Origin of the sequence: Terrisporobacter hibernicus (assembly GCF_020809405.1) — a bacterium.
GTDB lineage: Bacteria > Bacillota > Clostridia > Peptostreptococcales > Peptostreptococcaceae > Terrisporobacter > Terrisporobacter petrolearius.
Genome location: NZ_CP081135.1, coordinates 1,347,135 through 1,374,018, shown reverse-complemented (window position 1 = coordinate 1,374,018; position 26,884 = coordinate 1,347,135). Strand labels below are relative to the sequence as shown.

The window sequence follows — 26,884 nt, the reverse complement described above, 5'->3', positions numbered from 1 at the left end:
ACAAAAGAGATAAATGGGGGGAGAAAAATGAAAATTATTAAACGTATTTTACCTATGTTACTTATATTAATGTTGTCAATAACAGGATGCAGTCAGACTTCCAATGAAAAAGAAAAAGATGAGGCTAAAACAAAAAAAGTAACAGATGTTTTAGGAAGAGAAGTTGAAATACCTAGTGAATCAGATTCTATTATAGCGTTAGGTGCGGGAGCCCTAAGAATGGTAAGTTATATGCAAGGAACTGATAAGGTAGTAGGAGTAGAAAATTTAGAAGGTGAAGTTAGTATAGCTAGACCATATAGTTATGTTTATCCAGAACTTGCTAAATTACCTGTAGTAGGTGAAGGAGGAAGTAATGGTAGCACTGCCTATCAAGAAGAAATAATAAAAGCAAAACCAGATGTAATTATAGCTGCTTATGATAAAGATATGGCACAAGATCTTACTGAAAAAACTGGAGTTCCTGTAGTTACAGTTTCTTATAACGGTATATTTGATAAAAACATGGATAAATCATTGGAACTAATAGGTGAAGTTATTGGCAAACAAGATAGAGCTAAAGAATTAATTACATATATGGATGAATTAGAAAAAGATTTAGATGATAGAACTAAAGATATAAATGATAAAAATAAACCAACAGTATACACTGGTGCAGTAAGTTTTAGAGGAGAGCATGGATTTGAAGGAACTTACGGAAAATATCCTCCTTTTGAGGCAATAAATGCAAAAAATGTAGTAGATGAAACTAAGAAAGAGGGTGCTTTATTGATGGATTTAGAAAAAGTATCTACATGGAATCCAGATATAATATTTTTAAATCCTCAAAATATGAAATTAGTAAATAAAGATTATAAGAAAAATCCTGATTTTTATAATTCTTTAAGTGCTATAAAAAATAAGAAAGTTTATTCTCAACCATCTTATAATTGGTATACAACTAATGTGGAAATTGCCATTGCAGATGCTTACTATGCAGGTTCTATAATATATCCAGAACAATTTAAAGATGTAAATGTTAAAGAAAAAGCTGATGAAATCTACCAAAAGTTCTTAGGTAAAAAGTTATATAGTGATTTTGAAAAAGAAGGATTAGGATTTGGGCCTATTACTATTGGAGAGTGATTAGATGTTAGCAATTAAACAACATCGAGTATTAAATGACTATAATCAGTATGTTTATAAAAAAAGGTTAATATTATTTATTATATTTTTACTTACTGCTGGAATGGGACTATATGCAATTAGTGTTGGTTCATCTAATTTGTCTGTAATTGAAGTAATTAAAACTCTTATAGGACAAGGTAGCAAACAGAGCAAGATGCTTTTATTTAATATAAGATTACCAAGAGTAGCTATGGCGATAGTATCAGGAATAGGATTGGCTATTACAGGATGTGTAATGCAAAGTATTCTAAAAAATCCTTTAGCATCAGCGTCAACATTAGGAGTATCTCAAGGTGCAGCCTTTGGAGCAGCTTTGGCTATTGTATATTTTGGAGCAGGTTCTATACAAAGTAATACAGCAGATGCTGTAGCAATAAGTAATCCTTATATGACAAGCATATGTGCTTTTATAGGATCTATGGGAGCCACAGTTGTTATTTTACTACTCTCTAGATTTAAAAAAGTAACACCTGAAACAATGGTACTTGCAGGAGTTGCCATAAGTTCATTATTTTCTGGAGCTACAGCTTTAATTCAGTATTTCGCCAATGATGTTCAAGTTGCAGCCATAGTATTTTGGACTTTTGGAGATTTAGGTAGGGCTTCCTGGAGAGAAATATTAATTGTAACAGTAGTATCTGGGCTGGCACTTATATATTTTATGTACAATCGCTGGAACTATAATGCGTTAGAAAGTGGAGAACAAACAGCAAAAGGATTAGGAGTAAATGTATCAACTATGAGAATTGTAGGTATGGTAATAAGTTCTTTAACAGCATCAGTTATTGTATCTTTTGTCGGAATAATTAACTTTATAGGTTTAATAGCCCCTCATATAATGAGAAAATTTGTAGGAAACGACTATAGATATTTAATACCTGCATCAGCCATATTGGGATCATTCTTATTGTTATTTAGTGATACTATAGCTAGGATGGTTATATCTCCAATTATTTTACCAATAGGAACTATAACATCCTTTATGGGAGCTCCACTATTTTTATATATTTTATTTAAAGGAGTTGAAAAATAATGATGAAAATAGATTCCTTAAAATTTTCATATAAAAATAATGCTAATATTTTAGATGACATAAAATTTGATGTGGAACATGGAGAGTGCATAGCAGTACTTGGCAATAATGGAGCAGGAAAAAGCACTATGTTAAAATGTTTAAACAGAATTATTTCTCCACAACATGGAAGTGTTTATGTGGAAGGTGAAGATGTGCTTCAGTTAAAACAAGGAGATATTGCGAAGAAGATAGCCTATGTAGCTCAAAAAAATGAAGCCACTAAATTTACTGTATTTGATGCTATATTATTGGGGAGAAAGCCCTATATAAAAGTTAGTGAAACTAAAGAAGATATAAAGATTGTTGAAGATATAATAAAGAGAATGGGATTAGAAAATTTTTCATTGAGATATTTAGATGAGCTTAGTGGAGGAGAGTTACAAAAAGTAATGCTAGCTAGAGCTTTAGCACAACAACCTAAAGTATTATTACTAGATGAGCCAACAAGTAACTTAGATTTAAAAAATCAACTTGAAGTATTAAAGACGGTTAATGAGATTGCCCATGAAAATAATATATCCGTAATAATTGTAATACATGATTTAAATTTAGCTTTAAGATATTGTGATAAATTCATATTTTTGAAAGACAGAAAAATATACAACTATGGAGGAATAGAGATAATGTCTCCTAAAAATATTGAAGAGGTATATAAGGTACCTGTAGAAGTAAAGACATATAATAATAAAAGTATAGTGATACCTTTAATATAAAAGTTAAAATTTAATTATTTTATATGTAAAATAGTAAATGGAAATAAGCTGAAGGGTTATGCCTTTGGCTTTTTTTTATGAAACAAAAAATAAATTAGAGGAATTCTATAAGAAAATAATAAAAATAAAAATATATCTAAATAAACATCTTATAATAATGTTAAATTTTATTTACAAAGTTGTTAATTGATATAAATTTATTATGAATAACATCAAAGATTTTATTAAGATGTATACAATATAATCTTTTTTTTAACTAGCAAAATAGAAAAATATAAACAAGATAAAACACGAAGTAGTGTGTAGGTTTTATATGTAGTTATATAAATAAACTAATGAAAGTATATTACATAAACTAGAAAAATGAATAAAACTAAATTAATTATTCAAATTACTTAATATTTAATATATATGATTAATATAATTTAAAAAGATTTTGCCCATATATCTAACATGAATTTTATCTAATAAATGTTAAATATTTATTAATACATATAATTTATTATTTATAAAACATAATGACAAAATATATTAGATTGTTAAATAATAGTCCTAAAAAATTGTTTTGATTAGGTTGAAATTATGCTAATATCAAATTATCAGCAATAAATTAATCAACAAGAGCCAAAAAAAATAAAAGGAGAGTTTTTAATTTATGGTGGTAAATAATGTTGAAACATTAAAAGAAAAAATGGAGCAAGTAAGGAAAGCTCAAGCACAATTTTCACTGTTTACTCAAGAGCAAGTTGACAAAATATTTTTTGAAGCTGCGATGGAAGCGAATAAACAAAGAATACATCTTGCAAAAATGGCAGTTAAAGAAACTGGAATAGGTGTTGCAGAAGATAAGGTTATAAAAAATCATTATGCATCTGAGTATATTTACAACGCTTATAAAAATACCCAAACTTGTGGAGTAATAGAAAAAAATGAAGGTTTTGGGATTACAAAGATTTATGAACCAGTAGGAGTATTAGCGGGTATAATTCCAACTACAAACCCTACATCTACAGCAATATTTAAAAGCTTAATAGCCTTAAAAAGTAGAAATGGGATAGTGTTTTCTCCACATCCAAGAGCAAAAAATTGTACAATTGAGGCTGCTAAAATTGTACTAAATGCAGCTGTGAAAGCTGGAGCACCAGAAAATATAATAGGCTGGATTGATGAACCATCAGTAGAGTTATCTGGAGAAATAATGAAAGAAGCAGACATGATATTAGCTACAGGAGGACCAGGAATGGTTAAAGCAGCTTATTCTTCAGGAAAACCAGCTATAGGGGTTGGCTCGGGTAACACACCAATAATACTTGACTCTTCTTGTGACATAAAAATGGCAGTGTCTTCTATAATACATTCCAAAACATTCGACAATGGCACAATATGTGCATCAGAACAATCAGTTATAGTTGATTCATCAATATATGATGAGGTTAAAAATGAATTCATAGCTAGAAAAGCTTATATACCTGAAAATAAAGAATTAGAACAATTAAAGGAAATAGTACTTGGACCAGCTGGAACTATGAATGCTAAGTTGGTAGGTAGGCCAGCTACAGAAGTGGCTGAAGAAGCAGGATTTGAATTACCTGGAGATACAAAACTAATTATAGGAGAAGCTACATCAACAGACATATCGGAACCATTATCCCATGAAAAATTATTCCCACTATTAACAATGTATAAAGCAAAAGATTTTGACGATGCAGTACAAAAAGCAGATGATCTTGTAAAAGGTGGAGGTATAGGCCATACAGCAGGAATTTATTTAGACGTTGTAAACAACAAAGAAAAACTTGAAAAATTCCAACGAGAAATGAAAACTTGTCGTATATTAGTTAATACTCCATCATCTCAAGGTGGTATAGGAGATTTATATAACTTTAAACTAGCTCCATCATTAACATTAGGCTGTGGTTCTTGGGGAAATAACTCTTTCTCTGGGCAAGTTGGGCCACTTCAACTACTAAATACTAAAACAGTGGCTGAAAGGAGAGAAAATATGCTTTGGTTTAGAACACCAGCCAAAACTTATATTAAAAAAGGATGCTTAGGTGTGGCTATACAAGAACTTGGAAAACAATATTATGATTGTAAAAAAGTATTTATAGTAACAGATGAATTCTTATATGGTAATGGATATACAAAACCAGTAACAGATGAATTAGATGCTATGGGTATTAAGCACACAACTTTTTATGAAGTTAAACCAGACCCAACATTAAGCACAGCTAAAAAGGGTGCTGAACAATTACAAGCATTTGTTCCAGACTGTATAATTGCAATTGGCGGAGGATCAGCAATGGATGCAGCTAAAATTATGTGGGTTATGTATGAACATCCTGAAATAGATTTCATGGATTTGGCGATGAGGTTTATGGATATAAGAAAAAGAGTATATGAATTCCCTAAAATGGGTCAAAAGGCTATGATGGTATCAATACCAACTTCTTCAGGGACTGGGTCAGAAGTTACTCCATTTGCAGTTATAACAGATGACACAACAGGCCACAAATATCCACTTGCAGATTATGAGTTAATGCCAACTATGGCTATAGTAGATGCAGATATGATGATGAATCAACCAAAGGGATTAACTGCAGCCTCGGGGATAGATGCTCTAACACATTCACTAGAGGCTTATGCAGCTATGCTTCAAACTGAATTTACAGATGGATTAGCCCTACAAGCAACTAAATCTATATTTGAATATTTGCCAAGAGCCTATGAAAATGGTGCTAGTGATCCTAAGGCAAGAGAAAAAATGGCTCATGCTTCAACAATGGCAGGTATGGCATTTGCAAATGCATTTTTAGGTGTTTGTCACTCCCTTGCTCATAAATTAGGAGCATTCCATCATATACCACATGGTGTAGCAAATGCATTATTAATAAATTTAGTATTAGACTTTAATGTTAACTCAGCACCAAGAAAAATGGGTACATTCCCACAATATGAATATCCAAATATGTTAAAAAGATATGCTGAGGTAGCTACCTTTATAGGAATAGAAGGAAAAGATGATGAAGAAAAATTTGATAAATTACAATTAAAAATAAAAGAACTAAAAGCTAAGGTAAATATACCAGAAACTATAAAAGAGTTTGGTATAGATGAAAAAGCATTTCTAGAAAACTTGGATCTAATGGTAGAACAGGCATTTGATGATCAATGTACAGGTGCTAACCCAAGATATCCTTTATTCTCAGAAATAAAAGAAATGTACTTAAAGGCTTATTATGGTGAAGTTTCATACTCTAAATTAAAAAATGATGAAGATATATTAGAGGATATAGAAAAGCAAGTAGCAGAAACTTGTGAAGAATAAATTTCTAATTACTAGATAACATATAGAAGGCTATCTTAAATGATTAAAAATATTTTAAGATAGCTTTCTTTTTAGTTAGAAACTCAATCTTTATTATAATAATTTATAGTTTGTGGAAATTTAATGTTAAAATGTATAATTATAAATAAAAAAATAGATAATTATAAATTATAAAGATGTATATATACGGAGGAAATTATGAATATTTTAGATATAGGAATAGATATTATAGAAATCGAAAGAATAAAAAAAGCATTAGTAAAAAGAGAAACCTTCTTAAAAAAGCTATTTACAGATAAAGAAATAGAATTATTTGAATCAAAAGGATATAGAGCAGAAACTATAGCTGGAAATTTCGCAGCAAAAGAAGCGATTAGTAAATCTTTGGGATTAGGTATAAGGGGATACAATTTAAAAGATATAGAAGTACTAAGAGATGAATTAGGAAAGCCTATAGTAAAAACACATAACAACTTAGAACAAATATGTAAAAATCATGATGTTTTAGAAATAAAGGTATCAATATCTCATGGCAAAGATTACGCTATTGCCAACGCTATGACTATAATAAGAGAAAAATAACAATTAATTACAAGAGAAAAATTTATGTAAAAGAGGTTGACTTATTCATTTGGATGTAATATAGTTTGAATATCAAAATAAAGCTAAATTATTAATTTATAAATAACTTTAGATTATTTTGAATATTATATTTTGACAATCAAGATATTTTAAATTCAAAGATAAAAGAAGGAGAAATCTATGAAAGAGGTAATTATAGAAGGTTTAGGAAAATACACACCTTCCAATTTAGTTACTAATGATCAGTTAAGTGAAATCATTGATACTAGTGACGAATGGATTTATTCACGAACTGGCATAAAAAGTAGATATATTTCTAAAGGCGAGAATACATCTGATATGGCAGCAAAAGCTGGTGAAAAAGCTTTGGAAAATGCAAATATAAGTCCATTGGATGTGGATTTGTTAATAGTTGCAACTTGTACACCAGATATGTTTACTCCATCTACTGCATGCATAGTTCAAAGTATTATAGGTGCAGATAATGCCCTTGCCTTTGATATAAGCGCTGCTTGTTCTGGATTTATATATGGATTAGATGTGGCAAAAGCTATGATAGGATCAAATAATTACAAACACGCTCTAGTTATAGGCGCTGAAAATCTTTCAAAGTCACTTGACTGGGAAGATAGATCTACGTGTGTATTATTTGGTGATGGTGCAGGAGCAGCTGTTTTATCAAAAAGTGATAACATAGGACTTATAAGCTCTTTTTGCAAATCAGTAGGAGAAAAATATGAATGTTTAACAATTGGAGGTAATGATGTAGATAGTCCATTTGTAGAAAGCAAAATCATTAGAGATTCTAAATTAAGAATGGACGGTGGTGAAATATTTAAGTTTGCTATCTCTGTTATAGTAAATTCAATTAATAAAATACTGGAAGAAAATAATTTAGATATTAATGATATTGATTATATAATTCCGCATCAAGCAAATGTAAGAATTATTCAATATGCTGCTAAAAAGTTAAAAGTAGATATAGATAAGTTTTATATGAATATGGAGGAGTATGGAAATACTTCAGGAGCATCTATACCAATTGCACTTAGTGATATGAATGAAAAAGGATTATTAAAAAAAGATAGTAAAATTATATTAGTCGGATTTGGTGCAGGCCTTACTTATGGAGCAACTTTAATAAATTGGGCTATTTAATTTGAAAATAAATTAAAATTTAGGAAATTTAAAATTAACAAGATTAACTAAGATTAAAGAACTAACTAAGATAACTAAAGTAAGAAAGTAAATTAAGATTACGAAAATAATAAAAATTATTAAATTTATGGAGGATAAAAAAATGATATTTGAAAAATTACAAGGAATAATGGAAGAAAACTTATCAATAGAGAGAGATGAAATAAAATTAGACAGTACTTTTGCATCTTTAGGAATAGACTCATTAGACACATTCCAATTAATAATAGAAATAGAAGAAGAATTTGGAATAGAAGTAGAAGCACCAGAAAGTATGAAAACTATAAAGGACGTAGTTAACTATATAGAAGAAAAGACAAAATAATAAGATATGGTTACAGGAGGAAATATGAAAACTTCAAGGATAACAGAATTACTAAATATAAAATATCCAATAATTCAAGGCGGTATGGCTTGGATATCAGATGCTACTTTAGCAGCAGCGGTTAGTGAAGCAGGAGGCCTAGGAATTATAAGTGGAGTAGGGGATACAGAAGACGTTAGAGCTGAAATCAAAAAAACTAAATCACTTACTAAAAAGCCTTTTGGCATAAACATAATGCTTATGAGAGACAATATTGACGAAATTGCAAAGTTAGTATGTGATGAACAAGTTGCTGTAGTAACAACTGGGGCAGGAAGTCCTGGAAAATACATTGAAAATTGGAAAAAGCACAATGTGAAAGTAATACCTGTTGTCCCTTCTGTAGCAATTGCAAAAAGAATGGAAAAATTCGGCGCAGATGCAGTTATAGTAGAAGGGATGGAAGCAGGAGGTCATATTGGTCAATTGACAACTATGAGTTTAGTACCACAAGTTGTGGATGCAGTGGATATCCCTGTAATAGCAGCAGGAGGTATAGGTGATGGAAGAGGTATAGCAGCATCATTTATGCTTGGAGCTTGTGGAGTCCAAATGGGAACTAGATTTTTAGTATCAAAAGAATGCAAGGTTCATGAAAATTATAAAGATAGAGTTTTAAACGCAAAAGATATAGATACTGAAGTTACAGGAACAAGTACATCTCATCCAGTTAGAGTTTTAAGAAATAAACTTACTAGAGAGTATATAAAACTTGAAAAAACTAATGCTAACCCAGAAGAAATAGAAGCTTTAGGAAAAGGAGCTCTAAGAAAAGCTGTAGTAGATGGTGATGTTAATAACGGTAGTGTTATGGCAGGTCAAATAGCAGGGCTTGTTAGTAAAAAGCAAACTTGTAAAGAAATTATAGATGAATTAATAAGTGAGCTAGACTTAGTACTTGGGAGGGTTTGCAATGAGTAATAAAATAGCATTTCTTTTTCCCGGCCAAGGTTCCCAATATATAAATATGGGAAAAGATTTATATGAAAACATAGAAAGTTGCAAAAACATATTTGATAAAGGTGAAGAAATTCTAGATATGCCTATAAAGGATTTAATTTTCAATGGTTTTATTGAAGAATTAACTAGAACTAAAAATAGCCAGCCTGCAATAATGCTAACATCTCTAGCCTGCCAAAAAGCTTTGGAGGAGTCAGGGGTTGAAGCTGACTATGCTTTAGGATTATCTTTAGGAGAATATGGAGCTTTAGTATATGGTGGAATGCTTTCTTTTGAAGATGGGATGAAACTTATAAAAACAAGAGCACAGATTATGGATTCAGAGGTAAGCCCAGAAGAAGGAACGATGGCAGCGGTACTAAAGCTTGATAATGACAAAGTTGAAGAACTTATAAAAAAAGCTAGTGAGTTTGGACTTGTGGAAGGTGCAAACTATAACTGTCCTGGTCAAGTTGTAATATCAGGGGAGCACAAGGCAATAAAAGCTAGCATAAAAATAGGAAAAGAACTAAAAGGAATGGTAGTACCTTTAAAAGTAAGTGGACCTTTCCACAGTTCTATATATGAAAAAGCTAGTTATAAGTTTTATGAAGAATTACAAAAAGCAAATATAAATAAATTTAAAAAGACAGTTTACTCTAATGTAAAGGGAAGCCCTTATGAAGAAGGTGATGATGTTAAGGAGTTATTAAGACAACAAATAATGTCATCAGTACTTTTTGAAAAAAGTATAAAAGATTTAATTGACAGAGGAGTTAATACTTTTATAGAAGTAGGTCCAGGTAAAACTTTAACTGGATTTGTAAAGAAAATAAATAAAGATGTAAAAATCTATAATGTAGAAGATTTGAAATCTTTAAGAGAAACAGTTGAAAGTTTAAAGCTTGATAAAATTAATGCTTAAGCTTTGAATAACAGGAGGTAAGTTAATGTTACAAGGAAAATGTGCAGTAATTACAGGTGCTTCTAGAGGTATAGGTAGAGAAATTGCTATAAAATATGCCAAAGAAGGCGCTAATATAGTGCTTAATTATAGAAATAGTGAAACAGAAGCTCTTCAGTTAAAAGAAGAATTAGATAAACTAGGATCTGATACTTTGATTGTCAAAGCAAACGTAAGTAATTTTGAAGAAGCTGAGAAATTAATAAAAGAAGCTAAAGAAGTTTTTGGAAGAGTAGATATACTAGTTAATAATGCTGGTATAACAAAAGATAATTTAATAATGAGAATGAAAGAGGAAGATTTTGATAGTGTTATAGATGTTAATTTAAAAGGAGCATTTAACTGTTTAAAAGCAGTGACTCCAATAATGATAAGACAAAAATCTGGAAAGATAATAAATATGTCTTCAGTAGTTGGTGTTATAGGTAATGCAGGACAAGTGAATTACTGTGCATCAAAAGCAGGTCTTATTGGAATGACAAAATCTTTAGCACGTGAAATTGGAGGCAAAAATATAAATGTAAATGCCATTGCTCCAGGGTTTATAGATACTGATATGACAAAAGTATTAAGTGAAGACCAAAAGAAAAACATAATGTCTCAAGTGCCTCTTAAAAGATTAGGTCAAGCAGAGGATATTGCTAATTTAGCATTATTTTTAGCTAGTAATCAATCGGATTATATAACAGGTCAAGTCATCCATGTGGATGGCGGCATGGCAATGTAGGAGGTTTTTATGAATAAAAGAGTAGTTATTACAGGAATAGGTGCTGTTACTCCAATTGGAAATAGCGCTGAAGAATTTTGGACTAATGCTAAAAATGGAAAATTAGGAATCGACTTTATTAAGTCAATGGACGTTGAAAATCTAGATGTAAAAATTGCTGGAGAAGTCAAAGACTTAAAAATAGAAGATTATTTAGATAAAAAAGAATGTAGAAGACTTGATAAGTTTACACAATATGCACTTATAGCAAGTGAAGAAGCCATAAAACAGTCAGGTATTAATATGGATGAAATAGATAAAAATAGAGTTGGTGTAATGGTTGGTTCAGGTATAGGAGGTTTCCATACTCATGAAAATGAATTTGGAAATTTATATAAAAAAGGACCTAAAAGAATATCTCCAATGTATATCCCTATGACTATAATCAATGCAGGTGCTGCTAATATTGCTATTAAATATGGTGCGAAAGGAACTTGTACATCAGCTGTAACAGCTTGTGCTACAGGAACTAATAATATAGGTGATGCATTTAGACATATAAAACATGGATATGCAGATGTAATGATAAGTGGAGGATGTGAAGCGTCTATTACAACTATAGCTATAGCTGGATTTAGTAATATGAAAGCTTTAAACTCTAAAAATATACCTGAAAGAGCATCTATACCATTTGACAAAGATAGAAGTGGATTTGTTATGGGAGAAGGTGCAGGTATATTAGTTATGGAAAGTTTAGATCATGCACTGAAAAGGGGAGCAAATATACTATGCGAAATAGTAGGATATGGGTCAACTTGTGATGCCTATCATATAACTTCTCCAGATCCAGAGGGTATAAGTGCATCAAAAGCAATGAAAGATGCCATTGACGAAGCTGGTATAAGCCCAAGTGAAGTTTCTTATATAAATGCTCATGGTACATCAACACCGTATAATGATTTATTTGAAACTAGAGCGATTAAAAAAGTATTTGAAAAAGATGCAAAAAATATTCCTATTTCTTCAACTAAATCTATGACAGGTCACTTGTTAGGAGCAGCTGGAGCAATAGAATCTATAGTTTGTATAAAATCTTTACAAGAAGGATTTATACATCCAACTATAGGTTATAGTGAAGGTGAAGAGGAATTAGATTTAGACTATGTTCCTAATGTGGGACGAGAAAAAGAGCTTAAATATGCTTTAAGTAACTCATTAGGATTTGGTGGTCATAATGCCACACTTTTATTCAAAAAGTGGGACTAAATAGGAGGGAAATATGAGATTTGATGAAGTAAAAGAACTTATTGAACTTATTAACAGCTCCAATTTATCTTATTTTGAAATGAGAGATGAAAAAGAGTTTATAAAAATGGATAAATCAATTACAAGAAATTATTCATCTAATAATAATGATTTGTGTGATAATAATTCAAAGAAGATAGACGTTAATAATTCTAGTAATGATGCTGATATAAAAACAGAATTTAAAGAAAATGTTGAAGAAAATAATGTTTCTCAAAACAATGATGATGCTACTGATATGGAAGTAATATCTTCACCAATAGTGGGAACATTTTATGAAGCTATGTCACCAGATGATGGTCCTTTTGTAAGTATAGGCCAAAAAATAAGCAAAGGTGAAGTAGTCTGTATTGTTGAAGCTATGAAACTTATGAATGAAATTAGTGCAGAATTTGATTGTGAAATAGTTAGTGTATTAAGTGAAAATGGGAAAATGGTTCAATACGGAGAGCCATTATTCAAAGTAAGGAGAGTATAAATGTTAACTGTTAAAGAAATAAAAGATATTTTACCTCATAGATATCCATTTTTAATGATAGATAGAGTTGAAGAAGTAGTAGAAGGAAAAAGTGCAAAAGGATATAAAAATGTAACTATAAATGAGAACTTTTTCAATGGACATTTTCCAGACTATCCTGTAATGCCAGGAGTATTAATTTTAGAAGCATTGGCTCAAATGGGAGCAATCTGCATACTGTCACAAGAAGAGTTCAAAGGTAAAATAGGATTTTTGGTTGGAGCAGATAAAGTAAGATGGAAAAAGCAAGTAACACCAGGAGACAAACTAAATCTAGAAATAGAAATAGTAAAGTTAAGAGGAAGTATTGGTGTAGGAAAAGGTAAAGCTACTGTAGATGGAAGTATAGTTTGTGAAGGCGAAATAATGTTTGCTATTGGGTAGGTGATATTATGTTAAAGAAAATTCTTATAGCTAACAGAGGTGAAATTGCAGTAAGAATAATTAGGGCTTGTAGAGAGCTTAATATAAGAACTGTGGCTATTTATTCTGAGCAAGATAAAGATGCCCTTCATACACAAATGGCAGATGAAGCTGTTTGTGTAGGAGGACCGCTTAGTAAAGATAGTTATTTAAATATGACAAATATTTTAAGTGCATGTGTTTTAACAGGATGTGAAGGTATACATCCTGGTTTTGGATTTTTATCAGAAAATCCAAAGTTTGCAAAAATGTGCAAAGAATGCAATATAAAATTTATTGGACCAGATTATGAAACTATTGAGCTAATGGGCGATAAAGCAAGAGCTAGAGAAATAATGAAAAAAGCACATGTTCCTGTTGTACCAGGATATGAAGGTGAAATACTTTCTTATGATCATGCCCTAGATTTAGCTAAAAATATAGGATTTCCACTGATGATAAAAGCCGCTGCTGGTGGTGGAGGCAAGGGAATAAGAATAGTAAGAGATATTAAAGAATTTAAACGTAATTTTGAAGCTGCCAAATTAGAATCAAAAGCTTGTTTTGGCGAAGATAAGGTATATATTGAAAAATTTATAGAAAATCCAAGACATATTGAATTCCAAATATTGGCTGATGAGCATGGGAATGTAATTCATTTAGGTGAAAGAGAATGTTCAATGCAAAGAAATAACCAAAAAGTTTTAGAGGAGGCCCCATCTGTTTTTCTAAATGATGATCTAAGAGAAAAAATGGGGAAAGTTGCAGTTAAAGCAGCTCAGGCTGTTGATTATAAAAATGCAGGAACTATAGAATTCTTAGTAGATGATAGTGGTGAATTTTACTTTATGGAAATGAATACAAGAATTCAAGTTGAGCATCCTATTACAGAAATGGTTACAAATATAGATATAGTAAAACAACAGTTAAAGATAGCCTCAGGTATGAAGATGGAAATTGGGCAAGAAGATATAAAAATATCTGGCCATGCTATAGAGTGTAGAATAAATGCAGAGGATCCAAAGAATAATTTTAGACCATGTCCAGGTGTAATAACAGAATTATATACTCCATCAGGTTTAGGAGTTAGGGTTGATAGTGCTATTTATTGTGGATATGAAATTCCACCATATTATGATTCAATGATAGGAAAGCTTATAACTTTCGGAGATGACAGAGAAACTGCCATAATTAAAATGAAAAGAGCCCTAGATGAATTTGCCATAGGTGGGGTTACAACAAATATAGATTTTCAATATGAAATACTGGAACATGAAGATTTTATAAATGGAAATTATAATACTTCTTTTATAGAGAATAAGTTGGTGAATAATAATGCTTAAAAATTTATTTAGAAAAAGAGAATATGTGACAGTAAGCACTAGAAACTTAGAAGATAGTTCCCATACTCCAAATATACCTAATGGAAAATGGACTAATTGCCCTAAATGTAAAAACATACTTTATAAAGAAGATTTAGATAGAAACTACAAGGTATGTATAGGATGTGGGCATCATTTTAGTATTTCTGCAAAGAATAGAATAAATCAAATATTTGATAAAAATACATTTGTGGAACTATTTAAAGAGATAGAAACTAAAAACCCTTTAAGTTTTGAAGGATATGAAGACAAATTAGAACTAAATCAAGCCAAATCTGGCCTAAAAGAAGCTGTCATAACAGGAACTGGAGAAATTAATTCTCTAAAGGTAGCAACTGCCATTATGGATAGTAACTTTATGATGGGTAGTATGGGATGTGCTGTAGGGGAAAAAATAACATGTATTGTAGAGTATGCAACAAAGAATAGACTTCCTCTTATTATTTTTACAGCATCTGGTGGAGCTAGAATGCAAGAAGGAATATTTTCACTTATGCAAATGGCCAAAACTTCTTTAGCAATATCAAAACATAATGAGGCAGGACTTTTATATATTAGTGTAATAACTCATCCTACAACAGGTGGTGTTACAGCTAGTTTTGCCATGGAAGGTGATATAATCATAAGTGAGCCAAATGCAGTAATTGGATTTGCAGGAAGAAGGGTAATAGAAAATACTATAAATGAAAAGCTACCAGAAGATTTCCAAAGTGCAGAGTTTGCTTTGGAAAAAGGATTTATAGATTCTATTGTTAAAAGAAGGGATTTAAGAAACTATTTATACAAAGTTTTAAAATTACATGGGGTGAGAGAAAATGCAAAATAATGAAAACATAATATGGGATAAGGTTAATCTTGCAAGACATAAAGATAGACCAAATGCTAAATTTTATATAGAAAACATATTTGATGAATTTATTGAACTTCATGGTGATAGATCTTTTAGAGATGATAGGGCTGTAATTGGTGGAATTGGTAGTATAAATGATATAAATGTAACAGTTATTGGAATTAACAAAGGAAAAACCACAAAAGAAAATATAGATATGAACTTCGGTATGGTCCATCCAGAAGGTTATAAAAAAGCATTAAGGCTAATGAAGCAAGCAGAAAAATTTAAAAGGCCTGTAATTTGTTTTATAGATACTCCTGGAGCATTTTGTGGTATAGGAGCGGAAGAAAGAGGCCAAGGTCATGCTATAGCTCAAAACTTACTAGAAATGAGTAGTTTGAAAACTCCTGTAATATCAATAATTATAGGAGAAGGAGGTAGTGGTGGAGCATTAGCTCTTGCTCTAGGTGATAAAGTATATATGATGGAAAACTCAATTTATTCCATTTTATCTCCAGAAGGATTTGCATCTATACTATGGAAAGATGTAAGTAAGGCAAAAAAGGCGGCTTTAGCCATGAAGATAACTTCTCATGACTTAAAAGATTTTAGCATAATAGATGACATTATTATGGAGCCAGAAAATGGTGCTCAAGCAAACCCACTTCAGGCAGCTGAAAATATAAAAGGATATATATTGAAGGATTTAGAGAATTTAATTCATATAGATTCTCATGAATTATTAAATAACAGATATGACAAATTTAGAAAAATGGGAAATTAAAATAATAAAAATGGAGGGGATACGATATAATCAGTAGATCCTTCATTTTTTATTGTTTAAAATTATTGATACAATACATTTATTAAGCAATTAAAAATAGGAGGTAAAATAATAAATTACGTTCAATAAAAACTGGCTAATTCCAATAGAGTTAGCCAGTTTTTATTATTTATGGTTTATATGTTATAAGTTAATTCATCAATAACTTCTTTTACTGATTTTAATTCATTTATTTTGTATGCGTCTGCTCCACAAAACAATAGAGCATCATCCACATTGCCTTTTACTGCATTTATCAAAGCAGTTGAAATACAATAAGGTGTGTCCTTAGGATTACAAGGGATCAAACAATTATAGCACTTTGTAATTTTAGGTCTTGAACATGATACCTTATCAATAAATTTATTTTTTATTGCTCTTCCAGGAAGTCCAACAGGACTTTTAACTATTTGAATATCTTCTTCCTTGGCATTAACAAAAGTTTGTTTAAAGTTATCATGTGCATCACATTCATGAGTAGCAACAAATCTAGTACCTACTTGAACACCACTAGCACCTAAATCTAAATATTTTTTCACATCAAGTCCGCAAGATATTCCGCCAGCAGCAATTACTGGTATTTTTTTATTGTATTTTTCTTCATATGTTTTTGTGATATCTAGAATTTTAATAAATTCATCATCATAATTAATTGATTTTATATCATCTAATTCATCATTACTAAAACCTAAATGACCACCAGCTTTAGGACCTTCCACAATTATTAAATCAGCTGTTGTCTTATCCTTTTTATCCCACATTTTTAGGATAACTTGTGCTGCTTTAGATGATGATACAATAGGAGCTATTTTAGTTGCACTATTTTTTACTAGTTTAGGCAGCTGTAAAGGTAGCCCAGCTCCAGAAATTATTAAATCACAGCCAGATTCTATTGCTGTTTTTACATGTTCTTCGTAATAATTCATAGCTACCATTAAATTAACACCAATAATACCATTATTGGATTTTTCTTTAGCTATTTTAAGGTGCTTTTTTAAAGCTCTTAAATTTGCTTGTAAAGTGTTATTTTCAAAATCATCTTCGTCATACCCAATGTTAACACCTGATATAACCCCGATTCCACCAGCATTACTAACGGCAGATGCTAAAGATGATCTAGACACACCAATACCCATTCCGCCTTGTATTACAGGTACTTTTGCAATTAAATTTCCTATTACTAATTCTTTCATAAATTTCCTCCTATATAATGGGGAAATTTAAAATTAAAACTAACTAAGATTACTTAATATTATACTATAAAACTTAGTATTTTCATACTATAATAATCTTATGAGTGCCTGGAAAATACAAGGTTTTGCATATATAAATTTGAATTTTGAAAGGAGGTCTAAAAGTAAATCTATGTTAAGAATAAGGCCACATCATTTGCTTTGTATGAGAGCTTACAGTGGAAATGGATACAGTGAAGATTTTAAGGTAAAAATGGAAAATATTATAAAAAAAATTAAAGCTTATAATCAATTTCTTAAAGTAGAAAATATAAGGCAAGAAATAAATGAAGTAGAATTGGTTTTTTATACAGATAGTATTTGTGAAAAATGTCCGAATAAATTAGATGAAAATCTTTGCTCATCTCAATACAAAGTAAAATTGCTTGACTTAAAGGTTGCCAGATATTTTAATTTAAAAGAGAGATTTTACAATTATAGTGAATTAGAAGCATTAGTATATGATAATATGACAGAAGATATATTTGATGATATTTGTAGAGAATGTGAGTGGTATGGAGTTACTAATTGTAAAGATTATATAATTAATAAGTAGTGTTGAAAATACGGAGAAAATGTCGTTGAAAATAGATTGTATGTGATGTGTAAATCACATATAATGTATTTAATGCTAGAGTGAAAAATGTAAAAATAATAAAATCTAATAGCAATGTATATAAATCATGAATTTTTATATTAATTAAAATAATTAATGTATCTTCATGGTTTTTGTTTAATTTGGACTAATCTTTTAAGCTTTTATTTTTATAATTTTATTGAAAAACTATAATATTATGGAAGTTGGTGTACCTATGGAAGAAATAAAGATGATAAGTAATGTAGGATATGATATTGGAGAAAAAGCTGAGTTACATGAATTAGAAATATTAAAATTACTTGAAATGATTAAATATGATCAGTATCATGATTTTTATAATAGAATTTTAGTTATTGCTAAATCTGTACAAGTTACTTTGCCAGATGAGCTATTTAAACATGATTATGATACATTTGAGATTTATATAAATGCATTATGGGAAGGCATAATGAAAAGCTGCCCTACTTTTAAAAATCAAAATATACTAAATTAGATATTAAAACTTCTGAGAAATAAAAAACATCTATTTCTCAGGAGTTTTTTATTTTATAACCCGTTATCATGAAATGATATAATTAATTAAGTAGTTAAAAAAGGAATATTATAAAAAGGAGATATAACATGAAAGAAGTGTCACTAAGAAGTTGTGATAGTTATAAATATGAAGAAGTAAAATCCCAATTAAAAAAATTGTTACATGATTTAGGTGGACTTGAAAAGTATGTAAAGAAAAATAGTACAGTATTTATAAAAATGAATCTTGTTGCAAAAAAATTGCCAGAAGAAATGGCAACTACTCATCCTATGATATTAAAAATTATGGCTGAACAACTTTTGGAGCTTGGATGCAAGGTAATAGTTGGGGATAGTCCAGGAGGACCTTACACAAAATCATCTTTAAAAGGTGTATACAAAGCTTGTGGGATAGAAAAAGTATGTGAAGAACTTAATATTAAATTGAATTATGATACTTCAGAAATAAAAGTAGAAAATAACAATGGAAAAATACTAAAATATATGACAGTAATAAAACCTATAGTTGAAGTAGATCATGTTATAAATATTTGCAAATTAAAAACTCATGCCATGGCAACTTTTACAGGAGGGGTAAAAAACTTATTTGGAGTAATACCTGGAGTGAAAAAGGCTGAGTATCATTTTAAAATGCCTGAAGTTAAGGATTTTACAGAATCATTAGTTGATATATGTGCTTTTGTATCACCAACTCTTACTATTATGGACGGCGTAGTTGGCATGGAAGGTGAAGGTCCAACTGCAGGTGTGCCTAGAAAAATAGGTGTATTACTAGCCTCTCCTAGCCCATATGCTATAGATGTTATTGCCTGTAAACTTATAAATTTAGATCCACTTAAGGTTCCAACAGTACAAAGATCCGTTGAACGAAACTTAATAGAAAAAGACTTTTCGGATATTTGTTTATTAGGAGAAGAATTAGAAGATAAAGTAATTAAGGATTTTAAAATACCTTTAAATAAAAGTATTAGTTTTCTAAGAGGTAAAGTACCTAGAAATATTGAGATTTTTATAAATAAAAAATTGGCAGGGAAACCAGTAATAAATTACAAAGAATGCGTAAAGTGTGGAGTATGTAGCAGGGTTTGTCCTCCTAAAGTTATAGACATGAAAGAAAACGGTCCTAATATAAATTTAGATAATTGCATAAGATGTTTTTGTTGTCATGAACTATGTCCTAAAAAGGCTGTGGATTTGAAAAGGCCTTTTATTTTTAGATTTTTATAAGAAGACCTAAATGTAACTTATGCATAAAAAACCATACTTTAGGAAAAGTAATTGATATTTTATTTCAAGTTCCTATAATATAAAACATATAAACAGAAAATTTAAATATTCATATTCTATTTATATACAAGTTTTTTGGACAGTAAAATATAATTAGCATAAAGACGGAGGGGGAGCTTATGTTTTTTCTAAACTATATAGTATTTATACTTATAATATTATTTACACATTTAATAGCTTTAAGTACACAATCATTAAGTAGTAGGAAATACTTTTTTGGAGTATACATAAACGAAATAATTATAGAAGAAGATTTAAAAGTTAAGATAACTAAAGATTTTAAAAGAAAATTAAATGTATCACTGTTTTTAAGTATCATGGTATATTTAATCCTAAAAACTATATTTGATTTAAATATAGGTGCTAATATTATAATTTGTAATATCATATATCTTACTTTATTCTTTTTAATTTTAACAATAGAATATAAAAAAGTTAAATATGTAAAAGATGCTTATTTAGCTAATTTACAGCTATATAATAACGATAATAAAGAACAAGTACCTATAAGAGTAATCATAAAAGAAGATGAAATTCTTGCAACGGAAAAGAAAAAAATAATAAAGAAATTTAAAATACTATTTGGAATGTGTATAATATTATCTCTTGTATCATTTGTATACGTATTATTAAGCTATAAAAATATGCCAGATACTATAATCACACATTGGGGAGCATATGGTAAACCAGATGGATACTCTGAAAAAAATATACTAAACGTGTTTTTTACTAGTTTTATAGATATATCCATGGTACTATTATTTGCTGTAATAGGCATAGGAAGTGTAGCTGGAAATACTTATATAGACAATGAAAATTTAGAAGTAAATAGAAAGAAAGCTGTAAAATACTTAAATGGCATAGGATACTCTTTTCTTGTTTTAACTCTTAGTATTCAGTCTATTACATCTACAATACCAATATTTATGGTACAAGAAAAAGACATGCCCATGTGGCTAACTATAGGATCATGTATAATCCCAATTTTTATAGTAGTTCCTGTAATATATTTTTATCTTATGCTAAGCAGTATAAAACCCAAGAGTAGAAATATATATACAATTGAAAATGACGATGAAAAGTGGATCTATGGTTTTATTTATTATAACAAAGAAGATCCAAAACTTATGGTAGAAAAAAGATTAGGTATGGGGTGGAGTATTAATATGGCTCATACTTTAGGAAAAGTGATTACAATTATACTTGTGCTAATAACAGTTGGAAGTTTATTAATCAGTTTTATATAAAAATCATATTTTTAATAAAATAAAAAAGTAGTTACTAATCCTAAATGGCTAGTAACTACTTTTTAAAGTATATACTAGAAAGTTAATTTTATTAGCATATTTCTTTAAACTCATTATTATCTGATTTTAATTTATTCAAGTACATTTCTTTTGTATTTATATTATTTTTTGAAGGTTTTTCATTATTAACTGATTTTTTATTACTAAATTCTTCGCTTAATGCTTTTTTAATAGATACAATACTAATAAGCATTACGATTGCAAAAGGGAATGCAGATACTATAGACACCATTTGTAATGTTTCTAATCCACCGGATATAATTAAAGCTATTGCTAATAAGGCTTGAATTATTCCCCATGCAATTTTGTTTTTGTTACTAGGATTCAAATCACCGTTAGATGTAAACATTCCTAATACATAGGTAGCTGAGTCGGCAGAAGAAACAAAGAAGGTACATAAAAGTATCATAGCTATTACAGATAATACTCCTCCCATATTATAATTTGCTAAGACTTTAAATAATGCTGTCTCAGTAACTTTAATTGAACTTGTAGCAAAATCCATACCTAAATCCATACCTAATGTTCCAAATACTGAAAACCAAATCATACATGCTAATGCAGGTACGATTGTTACACCAATTATAAATTCTCTTATTGTTCTACCTTTTGATATTCTGGCTATAAAAATACCAACAAAAGGAATCCATGCTATCCATAATGCCCAATAAAAGACCCTCCAGTTAGCTATCCATGTTCCATTTTTATCTATAAACAAACTTTGCGTAATAAATGTTTCTAGATATAAACCAGTTCCATTTAAAAAATTTTTCATCATATTAGATTGAGAACCAATTAGTATTGCTCCACATAAAAATAAAAATGACAAAGTTAAGTTAATATTTGATAATAATTTAATTCCTTTATCTAAACCACTTGTAGAACTTTTTATATATAAAAAAGTAGCTATAGTAATTATAAGTATTTGTATCAAAATAGTGTTTTTAATATTAAATAAATATTCTAATCCACCAGCTATTTGCATAGTACCCATACCTAAAGAGGTGGCAATACCAGTAACTGTAGTGAATACTGCTAAAATATCAATAAACTTACCTATTGGACCTTTTACACCATCTTCACCTATGATAGGTAAAAATATACTACTTATTAATCCTGGTGCACCTTTTCTAAACTGAAAATATGCAAGAGCAAGTCCCATTAATGAATAGGCTGCCCAAGGGGTTATACCCCAATGCATAAAGGATTGTTGCATTGCAAAATTTATTGCTTCAGTGCTTCCTGGTTGAGAATTAATAGGATTCACAAAATGTTTCATGGGTTCAACTGCACTGAAAAATATTAAACCTATACCCATTCCTGCTCCAAATAACATGGAGAACCAAGATAAATTATTAAATTCAGGCCTGTCATTATCTTTACCGAGCCTTATATCACCATATTTACTAAAAATCAAAAACAATGTAAAAATAACTATTAAAAACATTACTACTAAGTAAAACCAATTGAAGTTAATAATTACTATATTATATAAGTTTCTAGATATCTGTTTAAATAAGTTTGGGGCTATTAAGCCAAATGCAATTATTAAACTAGTGAACATTATAGAGATTATAAAGACACTATTTTTATTTTTTATATTCATAATATATCCTCCTAACTAAGTTATGATATACAAACAACTTATAAAAATAAATAAGTTGTTTTGCAACAACCTGATTATAACATGATGTTGTCACTTTTGCAAATTCATGTATTTATACATAAACTAGATATTATAGGGAATTTAGAGATTATACAGATGAAGTATTTTTATAAGTTGCAAAATTTATATATTATATTATGTGGAAAAAATGCTATATTTATAGTAGGGGAAATTACAGATTTATGATTTGTCAACAGTAGGTTATAAATGAAAGGATGATGAGTATGTTTGAAAATTTAAAACAAGCTGACATGGAAGTTTATAACAGTATGAAGAAAGAACTACTTAGACAACAAAGAAATATAGAGCTAATAGCATCGGAAAATATAGTATCAATGCCAGTAATGGAAACTATGGGGAGCCATTTGACTAACAAATATGCAGAGGGATACTCCGGTAACAGATACTATGGAGGATGTGTACATATTGACGAAGTTGAGACTTTGGCAATAGAAAGATTGAAGAAAATCTTTGGAGCAGAACATGCCAATGTACAACCTCACTCTGGAGCAAATGCAAATATAGCAGTTTACTTTGCTATATTAAAACCAGGAGATAAAGTAATGGGAATGAATTTATCTCAAGGCGGTCATTTAACTCATGGTTCTCCAGCAAATATATCTGGACAATATTTTGAATTCCATGAATATGGAGTAAATAAAGATGGATTTATTGACTATGATAATGTAAAAAAAGTTGCTCATGAAGTGAAACCTAAGCTAATTGTGGCAGGGGCAAGTGCTTATCCTAGAGCGATTGACTTTAAAAAGTTCAGAGAAATAGCTGACGAAGTAGGAGCATTGTTAATGGTTGATATGGCTCATATTGCAGGTTTAGTAGCAGCGGGACTTCATGAAAATCCTTGCGAAGTGGCAGATTTTGTAACAAGTACAACTCATAAAACTTTAAGAGGACCTCGTGGAGGAATAATTCTTTGTAAAGAAAAATATGCAAAAGCTATAGATAAAGCTATATTTCCAGGGACTCAAGGAGGACCATTAGAACATATAATTGCCTCCAAAGCTGTTTGTTTTAAAGAAGCATTAAGTGATGAGTTTAAAGAATATCAAAATCAAGTTGTGAAAAATTGCAAGAAATTAGCTGAAGAACTAATGAAAAGAGATTTTAAATTATTAACTGGAGGTACAGATAATCATTTAATATTACTTGATTTGACTAATAAAAAAATAACAGGAAAAGAAGCTGAAAAGAGATTAGATGAAGCTTATATCACTACAAATAAAAATGCAATTCCTTTTGATCCAAATGGAGCAAATGTAACTAGTGGAATAAGGGTAGGTAGTGCAGCAGTTACAACTAGAGGAATGAAAGAAGAGGACATGGTAGTTATAGCAGAGGCTATAGACTTATGTTTAACTTATGATTTAGAAGATAAGGCTAAAAATCTAGTTACAGGACTTACAGAAAAATATCCGTTATATGAAGAATATAATTTGATGGACTAATAATTTTAAGATAATATTAGGAAGTTATAATATTGAAGGGACATATCAATAAAGATATGTCCCTTGTTATGTTCAAAATATTAAAAGAACAACAAAGTTGAAGCGATGAGAAATTGACCAGTATAATAAGTAATTAAGTTTACTGCAGATAAATACTTTTTATGATGTTTATTAAATAATATAAAAGATAAGACTATATCTGAGAATATGAATAACAAGGCACCAACTAGCAGTAAACATGTTCCCATATTAAATTTTAATAAAAATACTAGTTTTATAGATTCAAAAGTCATTAAGCAAATAATAAAAGAATAAATACTTGCTGGTACTAGCATATTTTTAAAGTCTATATTTTTATTGGATTTTAATACTGAAATAGCAACAAAGGCTAAAAGTAAAGCTACTAGTAAATCAATAAAATTAAAGAAACTTAGATGAACAAAAGCAATGATATACATTATATGAGTTAGTGAAAAACTAAGAACTCCATAAAGGAAGTACTTGTTCAAAGAACCATCTTTATGATTAATTTTAAGTGCAAGGAACATATCTCCAAATAAAGAAAAAATCAGACCAATAATTATTAATACAAAATAATAATTATCTCCTGGTGACTTCATATGACATATTATCCCTGTAGAGATAAACAAAATACTAGTAATAGTTTTAAAAATAAATGCGTAATTCTTCTTTGGTTTGTAGATGAAGTAAATTAGTGTAAATAATGATATGAAAAATAATATTAAATTTATATAATAAGTTAACATGATACTTATTCCCCCTTTAATATTATTATAATATGATTTGCTATGATAAATACTTATTTAATTGTATCAATAAAATCCTTTTACTAATTTAGGCAAATATTCTTTCTTCAATTTCAAATAATCTGATTTTGTTAGTTCAAACCTATGAGATATTTGGAGGTTTCTTTTAGGCTTGTATGTCTTAACATATTTAAATCCTAAGTTGTTTAGAGATTTTGGTGTATACTTATTTTCAGAATATGTTAATGCCACCAATTTATCCAAATCTAATAGTTCAAAGCCTGTAATCAGAGTTATTACTGTCAATTCTGTAGAATAATCATTACCCCAATATTTAGGATTTATACAAATTCCTATTTCACCTTCTTTTGATTTAGTCCTTATATTGTTAATCCCTATATTTCCAATTACTTTTTTATCACTTTTGTGATAAATAACATAATTACCTACTTTACCTTGTTTATAATTATTTATAAAAAATACCTGAACAAATCTTTTTGTGTCATTAATAGTTTTATGTGCATTGAAAGGTAGATATTGTACTACTTTCTCATTGCAAAGATATTCATAAATATCAGGAACGTCTTGTAATGTTGCCGGTCTAAGTATAAATCTAGGCGTTTCAATAATTTTCATTTGTGGATATTGAGAATTTGAAATTTTATAACCAAATATATTATTCATAATTTTAACCCCTTGATTTTAGATTTACTATAGATTATGAATTATAGTATAAATATGTTAAATTCACAAAGTTTATAATTATAAAAGTTAAAATTTAAATTAGTTATTTTTTCTAGTTATTTCCATAATTATACTGTTTAAATTGACACAAAAAGTATATAAACTATAATGAAAAGTAATTATGATTTTAAATAACTAAAAAAATGATAATAGATGGGGAGGTACCATATGGAAGAATCAAGATTTATTGAAATGATAAAGAGAAATCCTTCTATTATAACAACTATAAATGATCCAACGGATGAAATGAAATTATTAGCCTTAGAAAGAAACGGACTTTTATTAAAAGGTATAAAAAATCCAACTAATGAGATGAAAGAAGTTGCTTTAGAAAATAATGTAAGAGCAATTCAATATATAGATGAGCCAAGTGAGAAAATGATGATGAAGGCTGTAAATGAAGGATGGAGTATTTTAGATTATATAAAAAAACCTACTGACAAAGTAATAAGACTAGCTATAGGCAAGTCAGGATGGGCAATTCAGTATATAAAAAATCCTAGTGAGGAATTACAACTACTTGCAGTAAGAAAAAATTATGATTCAATAAAATATATACAAAATCCAAGTGAAAAAGTGCAAGAAGAATCAGTGAAAATTAGTTATGATGCACTAAGATATATTAAATCACCAAGCTTTAATGCTCAGTTATTAGCTGTTAAAAATAATGAGTCAGCAGTAAGGCTTATGCATGATATAAATAGGAATAAAGCTATTGAATTTTTAAAAATAAATATTTTAGTAATCAAACATATACCAAGGGATATACAAAAAGAAATAAATTTAGAAGATTTACAAGATATACTAAAAGAAGTACTAAGCAGTGAAAATGTTAAAGAAAAATACGTTAGAGATTTTCTAAGCTGTACTGTTATAGACAGAAATAGTGATACTTATGCAATGGACAAGGTTTTATTTATTTATAAATATGGAAGTAAAAAAGCAAAGAAAATAGCTGTAGATGAAAAGTTAAAGATAATGTAGGAG

Annotated in this window: 26 protein-coding genes; 22 read left to right on the top strand and 4 right to left on the bottom strand. The window is 29.3% G+C overall.

All coding sequences use genetic code 11. From position 1 onward, the window contains the following. Nucleotides 1-27: 27 nt before the first annotated feature. The 16 genes from JW646_RS06600 to JW646_RS06525 all read left to right on the top strand — a co-directional run bounded on the left by JW646_RS06600 (nt 28) and on the right by JW646_RS06525 (nt 16,257). The gene (locus JW646_RS06600) at nt 28-1,125 is read left to right on the top strand and encodes an iron ABC transporter substrate-binding protein (protein WP_228416984.1); all 1,098 of its coding nucleotides are present in this window, start codon (nt 28-30) and stop codon (nt 1,123-1,125) included. A gap of 4 nt (nt 1,126-1,129) precedes the next feature. Further along, nucleotides 1,130-2,200, top strand: coding sequence for a FecCD family ABC transporter permease (locus tag JW646_RS06595; RefSeq protein ID WP_228416983.1), 1,071 nt, complete (start codon nt 1,130-1,132; stop codon nt 2,198-2,200). Further along, nucleotides 2,200-2,955 carry an ABC transporter ATP-binding protein gene (locus tag JW646_RS06590; protein WP_207647258.1) on the top strand — a complete coding sequence of 252 codons (756 nt, stop codon included), beginning with the start codon at nt 2,200-2,202 and terminating at the stop codon, nt 2,953-2,955. The genes JW646_RS06595 and JW646_RS06590 overlap by 1 nt, the downstream gene beginning before the upstream one ends. A gap of 655 nt (nt 2,956-3,610) precedes the next feature. After that, a complete protein-coding gene (gene adhE, locus JW646_RS06585) occupies nt 3,611-6,283 on the top strand; it encodes a bifunctional acetaldehyde-CoA/alcohol dehydrogenase (RefSeq protein WP_083399405.1) in 2,673 nt (890 codons plus the stop codon). Nucleotides 6,284-6,481: 198 nt separating this feature from the next. Beyond that, nucleotides 6,482-6,865 (top strand): holo-ACP synthase, encoded by a 384-nt coding sequence (acpS, locus tag JW646_RS06580; protein WP_074919424.1) that lies wholly within the window; start codon nt 6,482-6,484, stop codon nt 6,863-6,865. A 180-nt stretch (nt 6,866-7,045) separates the two neighbouring features. Beyond that, nucleotides 7,046-8,023, top strand: coding sequence for a beta-ketoacyl-ACP synthase III (locus JW646_RS06575; RefSeq protein WP_228416982.1), 978 nt, complete (start codon nt 7,046-7,048; stop codon nt 8,021-8,023). A gap of 142 nt (nt 8,024-8,165) precedes the next feature. Continuing rightward, a complete protein-coding gene (locus tag JW646_RS06570) occupies nt 8,166-8,387 on the top strand; it encodes an acyl carrier protein (protein ID WP_074919422.1) in 222 nt (73 codons plus the stop codon). Nucleotides 8,388-8,411: 24 nt separating this feature from the next. Further along, the gene (gene fabK, locus JW646_RS06565; RefSeq protein WP_074919421.1) at nt 8,412-9,347 is read left to right on the top strand and encodes an enoyl-[acyl-carrier-protein] reductase FabK; all 936 of its coding nucleotides are present in this window, start codon (nt 8,412-8,414) and stop codon (nt 9,345-9,347) included. Further along, nucleotides 9,340-10,290 (top strand): ACP S-malonyltransferase, encoded by a 951-nt coding sequence (gene fabD / locus JW646_RS06560; RefSeq protein WP_228416981.1) that lies wholly within the window; start codon nt 9,340-9,342, stop codon nt 10,288-10,290. Before fabK ends, fabD begins: the two co-directional genes overlap by 8 nt. Nucleotides 10,291-10,315: 25 nt before the next feature. Then, a complete protein-coding gene (gene fabG / locus JW646_RS06555; protein WP_074919419.1) occupies nt 10,316-11,056 on the top strand; it encodes a 3-oxoacyl-[acyl-carrier-protein] reductase in 741 nt (246 codons plus the stop codon). A gap of 9 nt (nt 11,057-11,065) precedes the next feature. Next, on the top strand, nt 11,066-12,301 hold the full coding sequence (gene fabF, locus JW646_RS06550) for a beta-ketoacyl-ACP synthase II (protein WP_148557209.1): 1,236 nt from the start codon (nt 11,066-11,068) through the stop codon (nt 12,299-12,301). 13 nt (nt 12,302-12,314) lie between these two features. Then, the gene (gene accB, locus JW646_RS06545) at nt 12,315-12,818 is read left to right on the top strand and encodes an acetyl-CoA carboxylase biotin carboxyl carrier protein (protein WP_228416980.1); all 504 of its coding nucleotides are present in this window, start codon (nt 12,315-12,317) and stop codon (nt 12,816-12,818) included. After that, nucleotides 12,819-13,241 carry a 3-hydroxyacyl-ACP dehydratase FabZ gene (gene fabZ / locus JW646_RS06540; protein WP_074919416.1) on the top strand — a complete coding sequence of 141 codons (423 nt, stop codon included), beginning with the start codon at nt 12,819-12,821 and terminating at the stop codon, nt 13,239-13,241. 8 nt (nt 13,242-13,249) lie between these two features. Beyond that, the gene (locus JW646_RS06535) at nt 13,250-14,602 is read left to right on the top strand and encodes an acetyl-CoA carboxylase biotin carboxylase subunit (protein ID WP_148557211.1); all 1,353 of its coding nucleotides are present in this window, start codon (nt 13,250-13,252) and stop codon (nt 14,600-14,602) included. Then, nucleotides 14,595-15,467, top strand: coding sequence for an acetyl-CoA carboxylase, carboxyltransferase subunit beta (accD, locus tag JW646_RS06530; RefSeq protein WP_148557212.1), 873 nt, complete (start codon nt 14,595-14,597; stop codon nt 15,465-15,467). The genes JW646_RS06535 and accD overlap by 8 nt, the downstream gene beginning before the upstream one ends. Continuing rightward, entirely contained in the window at nt 15,457-16,257 is an 801-nt protein-coding gene (locus JW646_RS06525; RefSeq protein ID WP_228416979.1) for an acetyl-CoA carboxylase carboxyltransferase subunit alpha, read from the top strand. The genes accD and JW646_RS06525 overlap by 11 nt, the downstream gene beginning before the upstream one ends. Before the next feature lie 176 nt (nt 16,258-16,433). On the opposite strand, the gene JW646_RS06520 is transcribed toward JW646_RS06525, so the two are convergent. After that, nucleotides 16,434-17,489, bottom strand: a complete 1,056-nt coding sequence (locus JW646_RS06520; RefSeq protein ID WP_206925323.1) for an NAD(P)H-dependent flavin oxidoreductase — start codon at nt 17,487-17,489, stop codon at nt 16,434-16,436. A gap of 172 nt (nt 17,490-17,661) precedes the next feature. Here JW646_RS06520 and JW646_RS06515 point away from each other — a divergent pair, with 172 nt between their 5' ends. The 4 genes from JW646_RS06515 (at nt 17,662) to JW646_RS06500 (ending at nt 21,194) form a co-directional block, all read left to right on the top strand. After that, a complete protein-coding gene (locus JW646_RS06515; protein ID WP_228416978.1) occupies nt 17,662-18,084 on the top strand; it encodes a DUF1284 domain-containing protein in 423 nt (140 codons plus the stop codon). A 220-nt stretch (nt 18,085-18,304) separates the two neighbouring features. After that, nucleotides 18,305-18,619 carry a hypothetical protein gene (locus tag JW646_RS06510; protein ID WP_148557216.1) on the top strand — a complete coding sequence of 105 codons (315 nt, stop codon included), beginning with the start codon at nt 18,305-18,307 and terminating at the stop codon, nt 18,617-18,619. A gap of 128 nt (nt 18,620-18,747) precedes the next feature. After that, nucleotides 18,748-19,887 (top strand): DUF362 domain-containing protein, encoded by a 1,140-nt coding sequence (locus JW646_RS06505; RefSeq protein WP_228416977.1) that lies wholly within the window; start codon nt 18,748-18,750, stop codon nt 19,885-19,887. Nucleotides 19,888-20,066: 179 nt separating this feature from the next. After that, nucleotides 20,067-21,194, top strand: a complete 1,128-nt coding sequence (locus JW646_RS06500; protein WP_228416976.1) for a DUF1648 domain-containing protein — start codon at nt 20,067-20,069, stop codon at nt 21,192-21,194. A gap of 91 nt (nt 21,195-21,285) precedes the next feature. Here JW646_RS06500 and JW646_RS06495 read toward each other — a convergent pair whose 3' ends face one another. Beyond that, nucleotides 21,286-22,860 carry a BCCT family transporter gene (locus JW646_RS06495; RefSeq protein ID WP_228416975.1) on the bottom strand — a complete coding sequence of 525 codons (1,575 nt, stop codon included), beginning with the start codon at nt 22,858-22,860 and terminating at the stop codon, nt 21,286-21,288. Nucleotides 22,861-23,144: 284 nt separating this feature from the next. On the opposite strand from JW646_RS06495, the gene JW646_RS06490 reads away from it, so the two are divergent. Next, the gene (locus JW646_RS06490) at nt 23,145-24,386 is read left to right on the top strand and encodes a serine hydroxymethyltransferase (RefSeq protein WP_074919407.1); all 1,242 of its coding nucleotides are present in this window, start codon (nt 23,145-23,147) and stop codon (nt 24,384-24,386) included. A gap of 80 nt (nt 24,387-24,466) precedes the next feature. Here the strand turns inward: JW646_RS06490 and JW646_RS06485 are convergent, their stop codons facing one another. Both JW646_RS06485 and JW646_RS06480 read right to left on the bottom strand, forming a co-directional pair. Next, complete coding sequence (locus tag JW646_RS06485) at nt 24,467-25,153, bottom strand: lysoplasmalogenase (protein ID WP_228416974.1); 687 nt, start codon at nt 25,151-25,153, stop codon at nt 24,467-24,469. A 66-nt stretch (nt 25,154-25,219) separates the two neighbouring features. Further along, nucleotides 25,220-25,837, bottom strand: coding sequence for a GNAT family N-acetyltransferase (locus tag JW646_RS06480; protein ID WP_074919405.1), 618 nt, complete (start codon nt 25,835-25,837; stop codon nt 25,220-25,222). A 228-nt stretch (nt 25,838-26,065) separates the two neighbouring features. Here JW646_RS06480 and JW646_RS06475 point away from each other — a divergent pair, with 228 nt between their 5' ends. Beyond that, the gene (locus JW646_RS06475) at nt 26,066-26,881 is read left to right on the top strand and encodes a hypothetical protein (protein ID WP_228416973.1); all 816 of its coding nucleotides are present in this window, start codon (nt 26,066-26,068) and stop codon (nt 26,879-26,881) included. The last annotated feature ends 3 nt before the right edge of the window (nt 26,882-26,884 follow it).

Bases quoted from the DNA above. Each gene is read 5' to 3' on its own strand.
- JW646_RS06600 (WP_228416984.1), top strand. From the start codon at position 28: ATGAAAATTATTAAACGTATTTTACCTATGTTACTTATATTAATGTTG.
- JW646_RS06595 (WP_228416983.1), top strand. From the start codon at position 1,130: ATGTTAGCAATTAAACAACATCGAGTATTAAATGACTATAATCAGTAT.
- JW646_RS06590 (WP_207647258.1), top strand. From the start codon at position 2,200: ATGATGAAAATAGATTCCTTAAAATTTTCATATAAAAATAATGCTAAT.
- adhE (WP_083399405.1), top strand. From the start codon at position 3,611: ATGGTGGTAAATAATGTTGAAACATTAAAAGAAAAAATGGAGCAAGTA.
- acpS (WP_074919424.1), top strand. From the start codon at position 6,482: ATGAATATTTTAGATATAGGAATAGATATTATAGAAATCGAAAGAATA.
- JW646_RS06575 (WP_228416982.1), top strand. From the start codon at position 7,046: ATGAAAGAGGTAATTATAGAAGGTTTAGGAAAATACACACCTTCCAAT.
- JW646_RS06570 (WP_074919422.1), top strand. From the start codon at position 8,166: ATGATATTTGAAAAATTACAAGGAATAATGGAAGAAAACTTATCAATA.
- fabK (WP_074919421.1), top strand. From the start codon at position 8,412: ATGAAAACTTCAAGGATAACAGAATTACTAAATATAAAATATCCAATA.
- fabD (WP_228416981.1), top strand. From the start codon at position 9,340: ATGAGTAATAAAATAGCATTTCTTTTTCCCGGCCAAGGTTCCCAATAT.
- fabG (WP_074919419.1), top strand. From the start codon at position 10,316: ATGTTACAAGGAAAATGTGCAGTAATTACAGGTGCTTCTAGAGGTATA.
- fabF (WP_148557209.1), top strand. From the start codon at position 11,066: ATGAATAAAAGAGTAGTTATTACAGGAATAGGTGCTGTTACTCCAATT.
- accB (WP_228416980.1), top strand. From the start codon at position 12,315: ATGAGATTTGATGAAGTAAAAGAACTTATTGAACTTATTAACAGCTCC.
- fabZ (WP_074919416.1), top strand. From the start codon at position 12,819: ATGTTAACTGTTAAAGAAATAAAAGATATTTTACCTCATAGATATCCA.
- JW646_RS06535 (WP_148557211.1), top strand. From the start codon at position 13,250: ATGTTAAAGAAAATTCTTATAGCTAACAGAGGTGAAATTGCAGTAAGA.
- accD (WP_148557212.1), top strand. From the start codon at position 14,595: ATGCTTAAAAATTTATTTAGAAAAAGAGAATATGTGACAGTAAGCACT.
- JW646_RS06525 (WP_228416979.1), top strand. From the start codon at position 15,457: ATGCAAAATAATGAAAACATAATATGGGATAAGGTTAATCTTGCAAGA.
- JW646_RS06520 (WP_206925323.1), bottom strand. From the start codon at position 17,489: ATGAAAGAATTAGTAATAGGAAATTTAATTGCAAAAGTACCTGTAATA.
- JW646_RS06515 (WP_228416978.1), top strand. From the start codon at position 17,662: ATGTTAAGAATAAGGCCACATCATTTGCTTTGTATGAGAGCTTACAGT.
- JW646_RS06505 (WP_228416977.1), top strand. From the start codon at position 18,748: ATGAAAGAAGTGTCACTAAGAAGTTGTGATAGTTATAAATATGAAGAA.
- JW646_RS06500 (WP_228416976.1), top strand. From the start codon at position 20,067: ATGTTTTTTCTAAACTATATAGTATTTATACTTATAATATTATTTACA.
- JW646_RS06495 (WP_228416975.1), bottom strand. From the start codon at position 22,860: ATGAATATAAAAAATAAAAATAGTGTCTTTATAATCTCTATAATGTTC.
- JW646_RS06490 (WP_074919407.1), top strand. From the start codon at position 23,145: ATGTTTGAAAATTTAAAACAAGCTGACATGGAAGTTTATAACAGTATG.
- JW646_RS06485 (WP_228416974.1), bottom strand. From the start codon at position 25,153: ATGTTAACTTATTATATAAATTTAATATTATTTTTCATATCATTATTT.
- JW646_RS06480 (WP_074919405.1), bottom strand. From the start codon at position 25,837: ATGAATAATATATTTGGTTATAAAATTTCAAATTCTCAATATCCACAA.
- JW646_RS06475 (WP_228416973.1), top strand. From the start codon at position 26,066: ATGGAAGAATCAAGATTTATTGAAATGATAAAGAGAAATCCTTCTATT.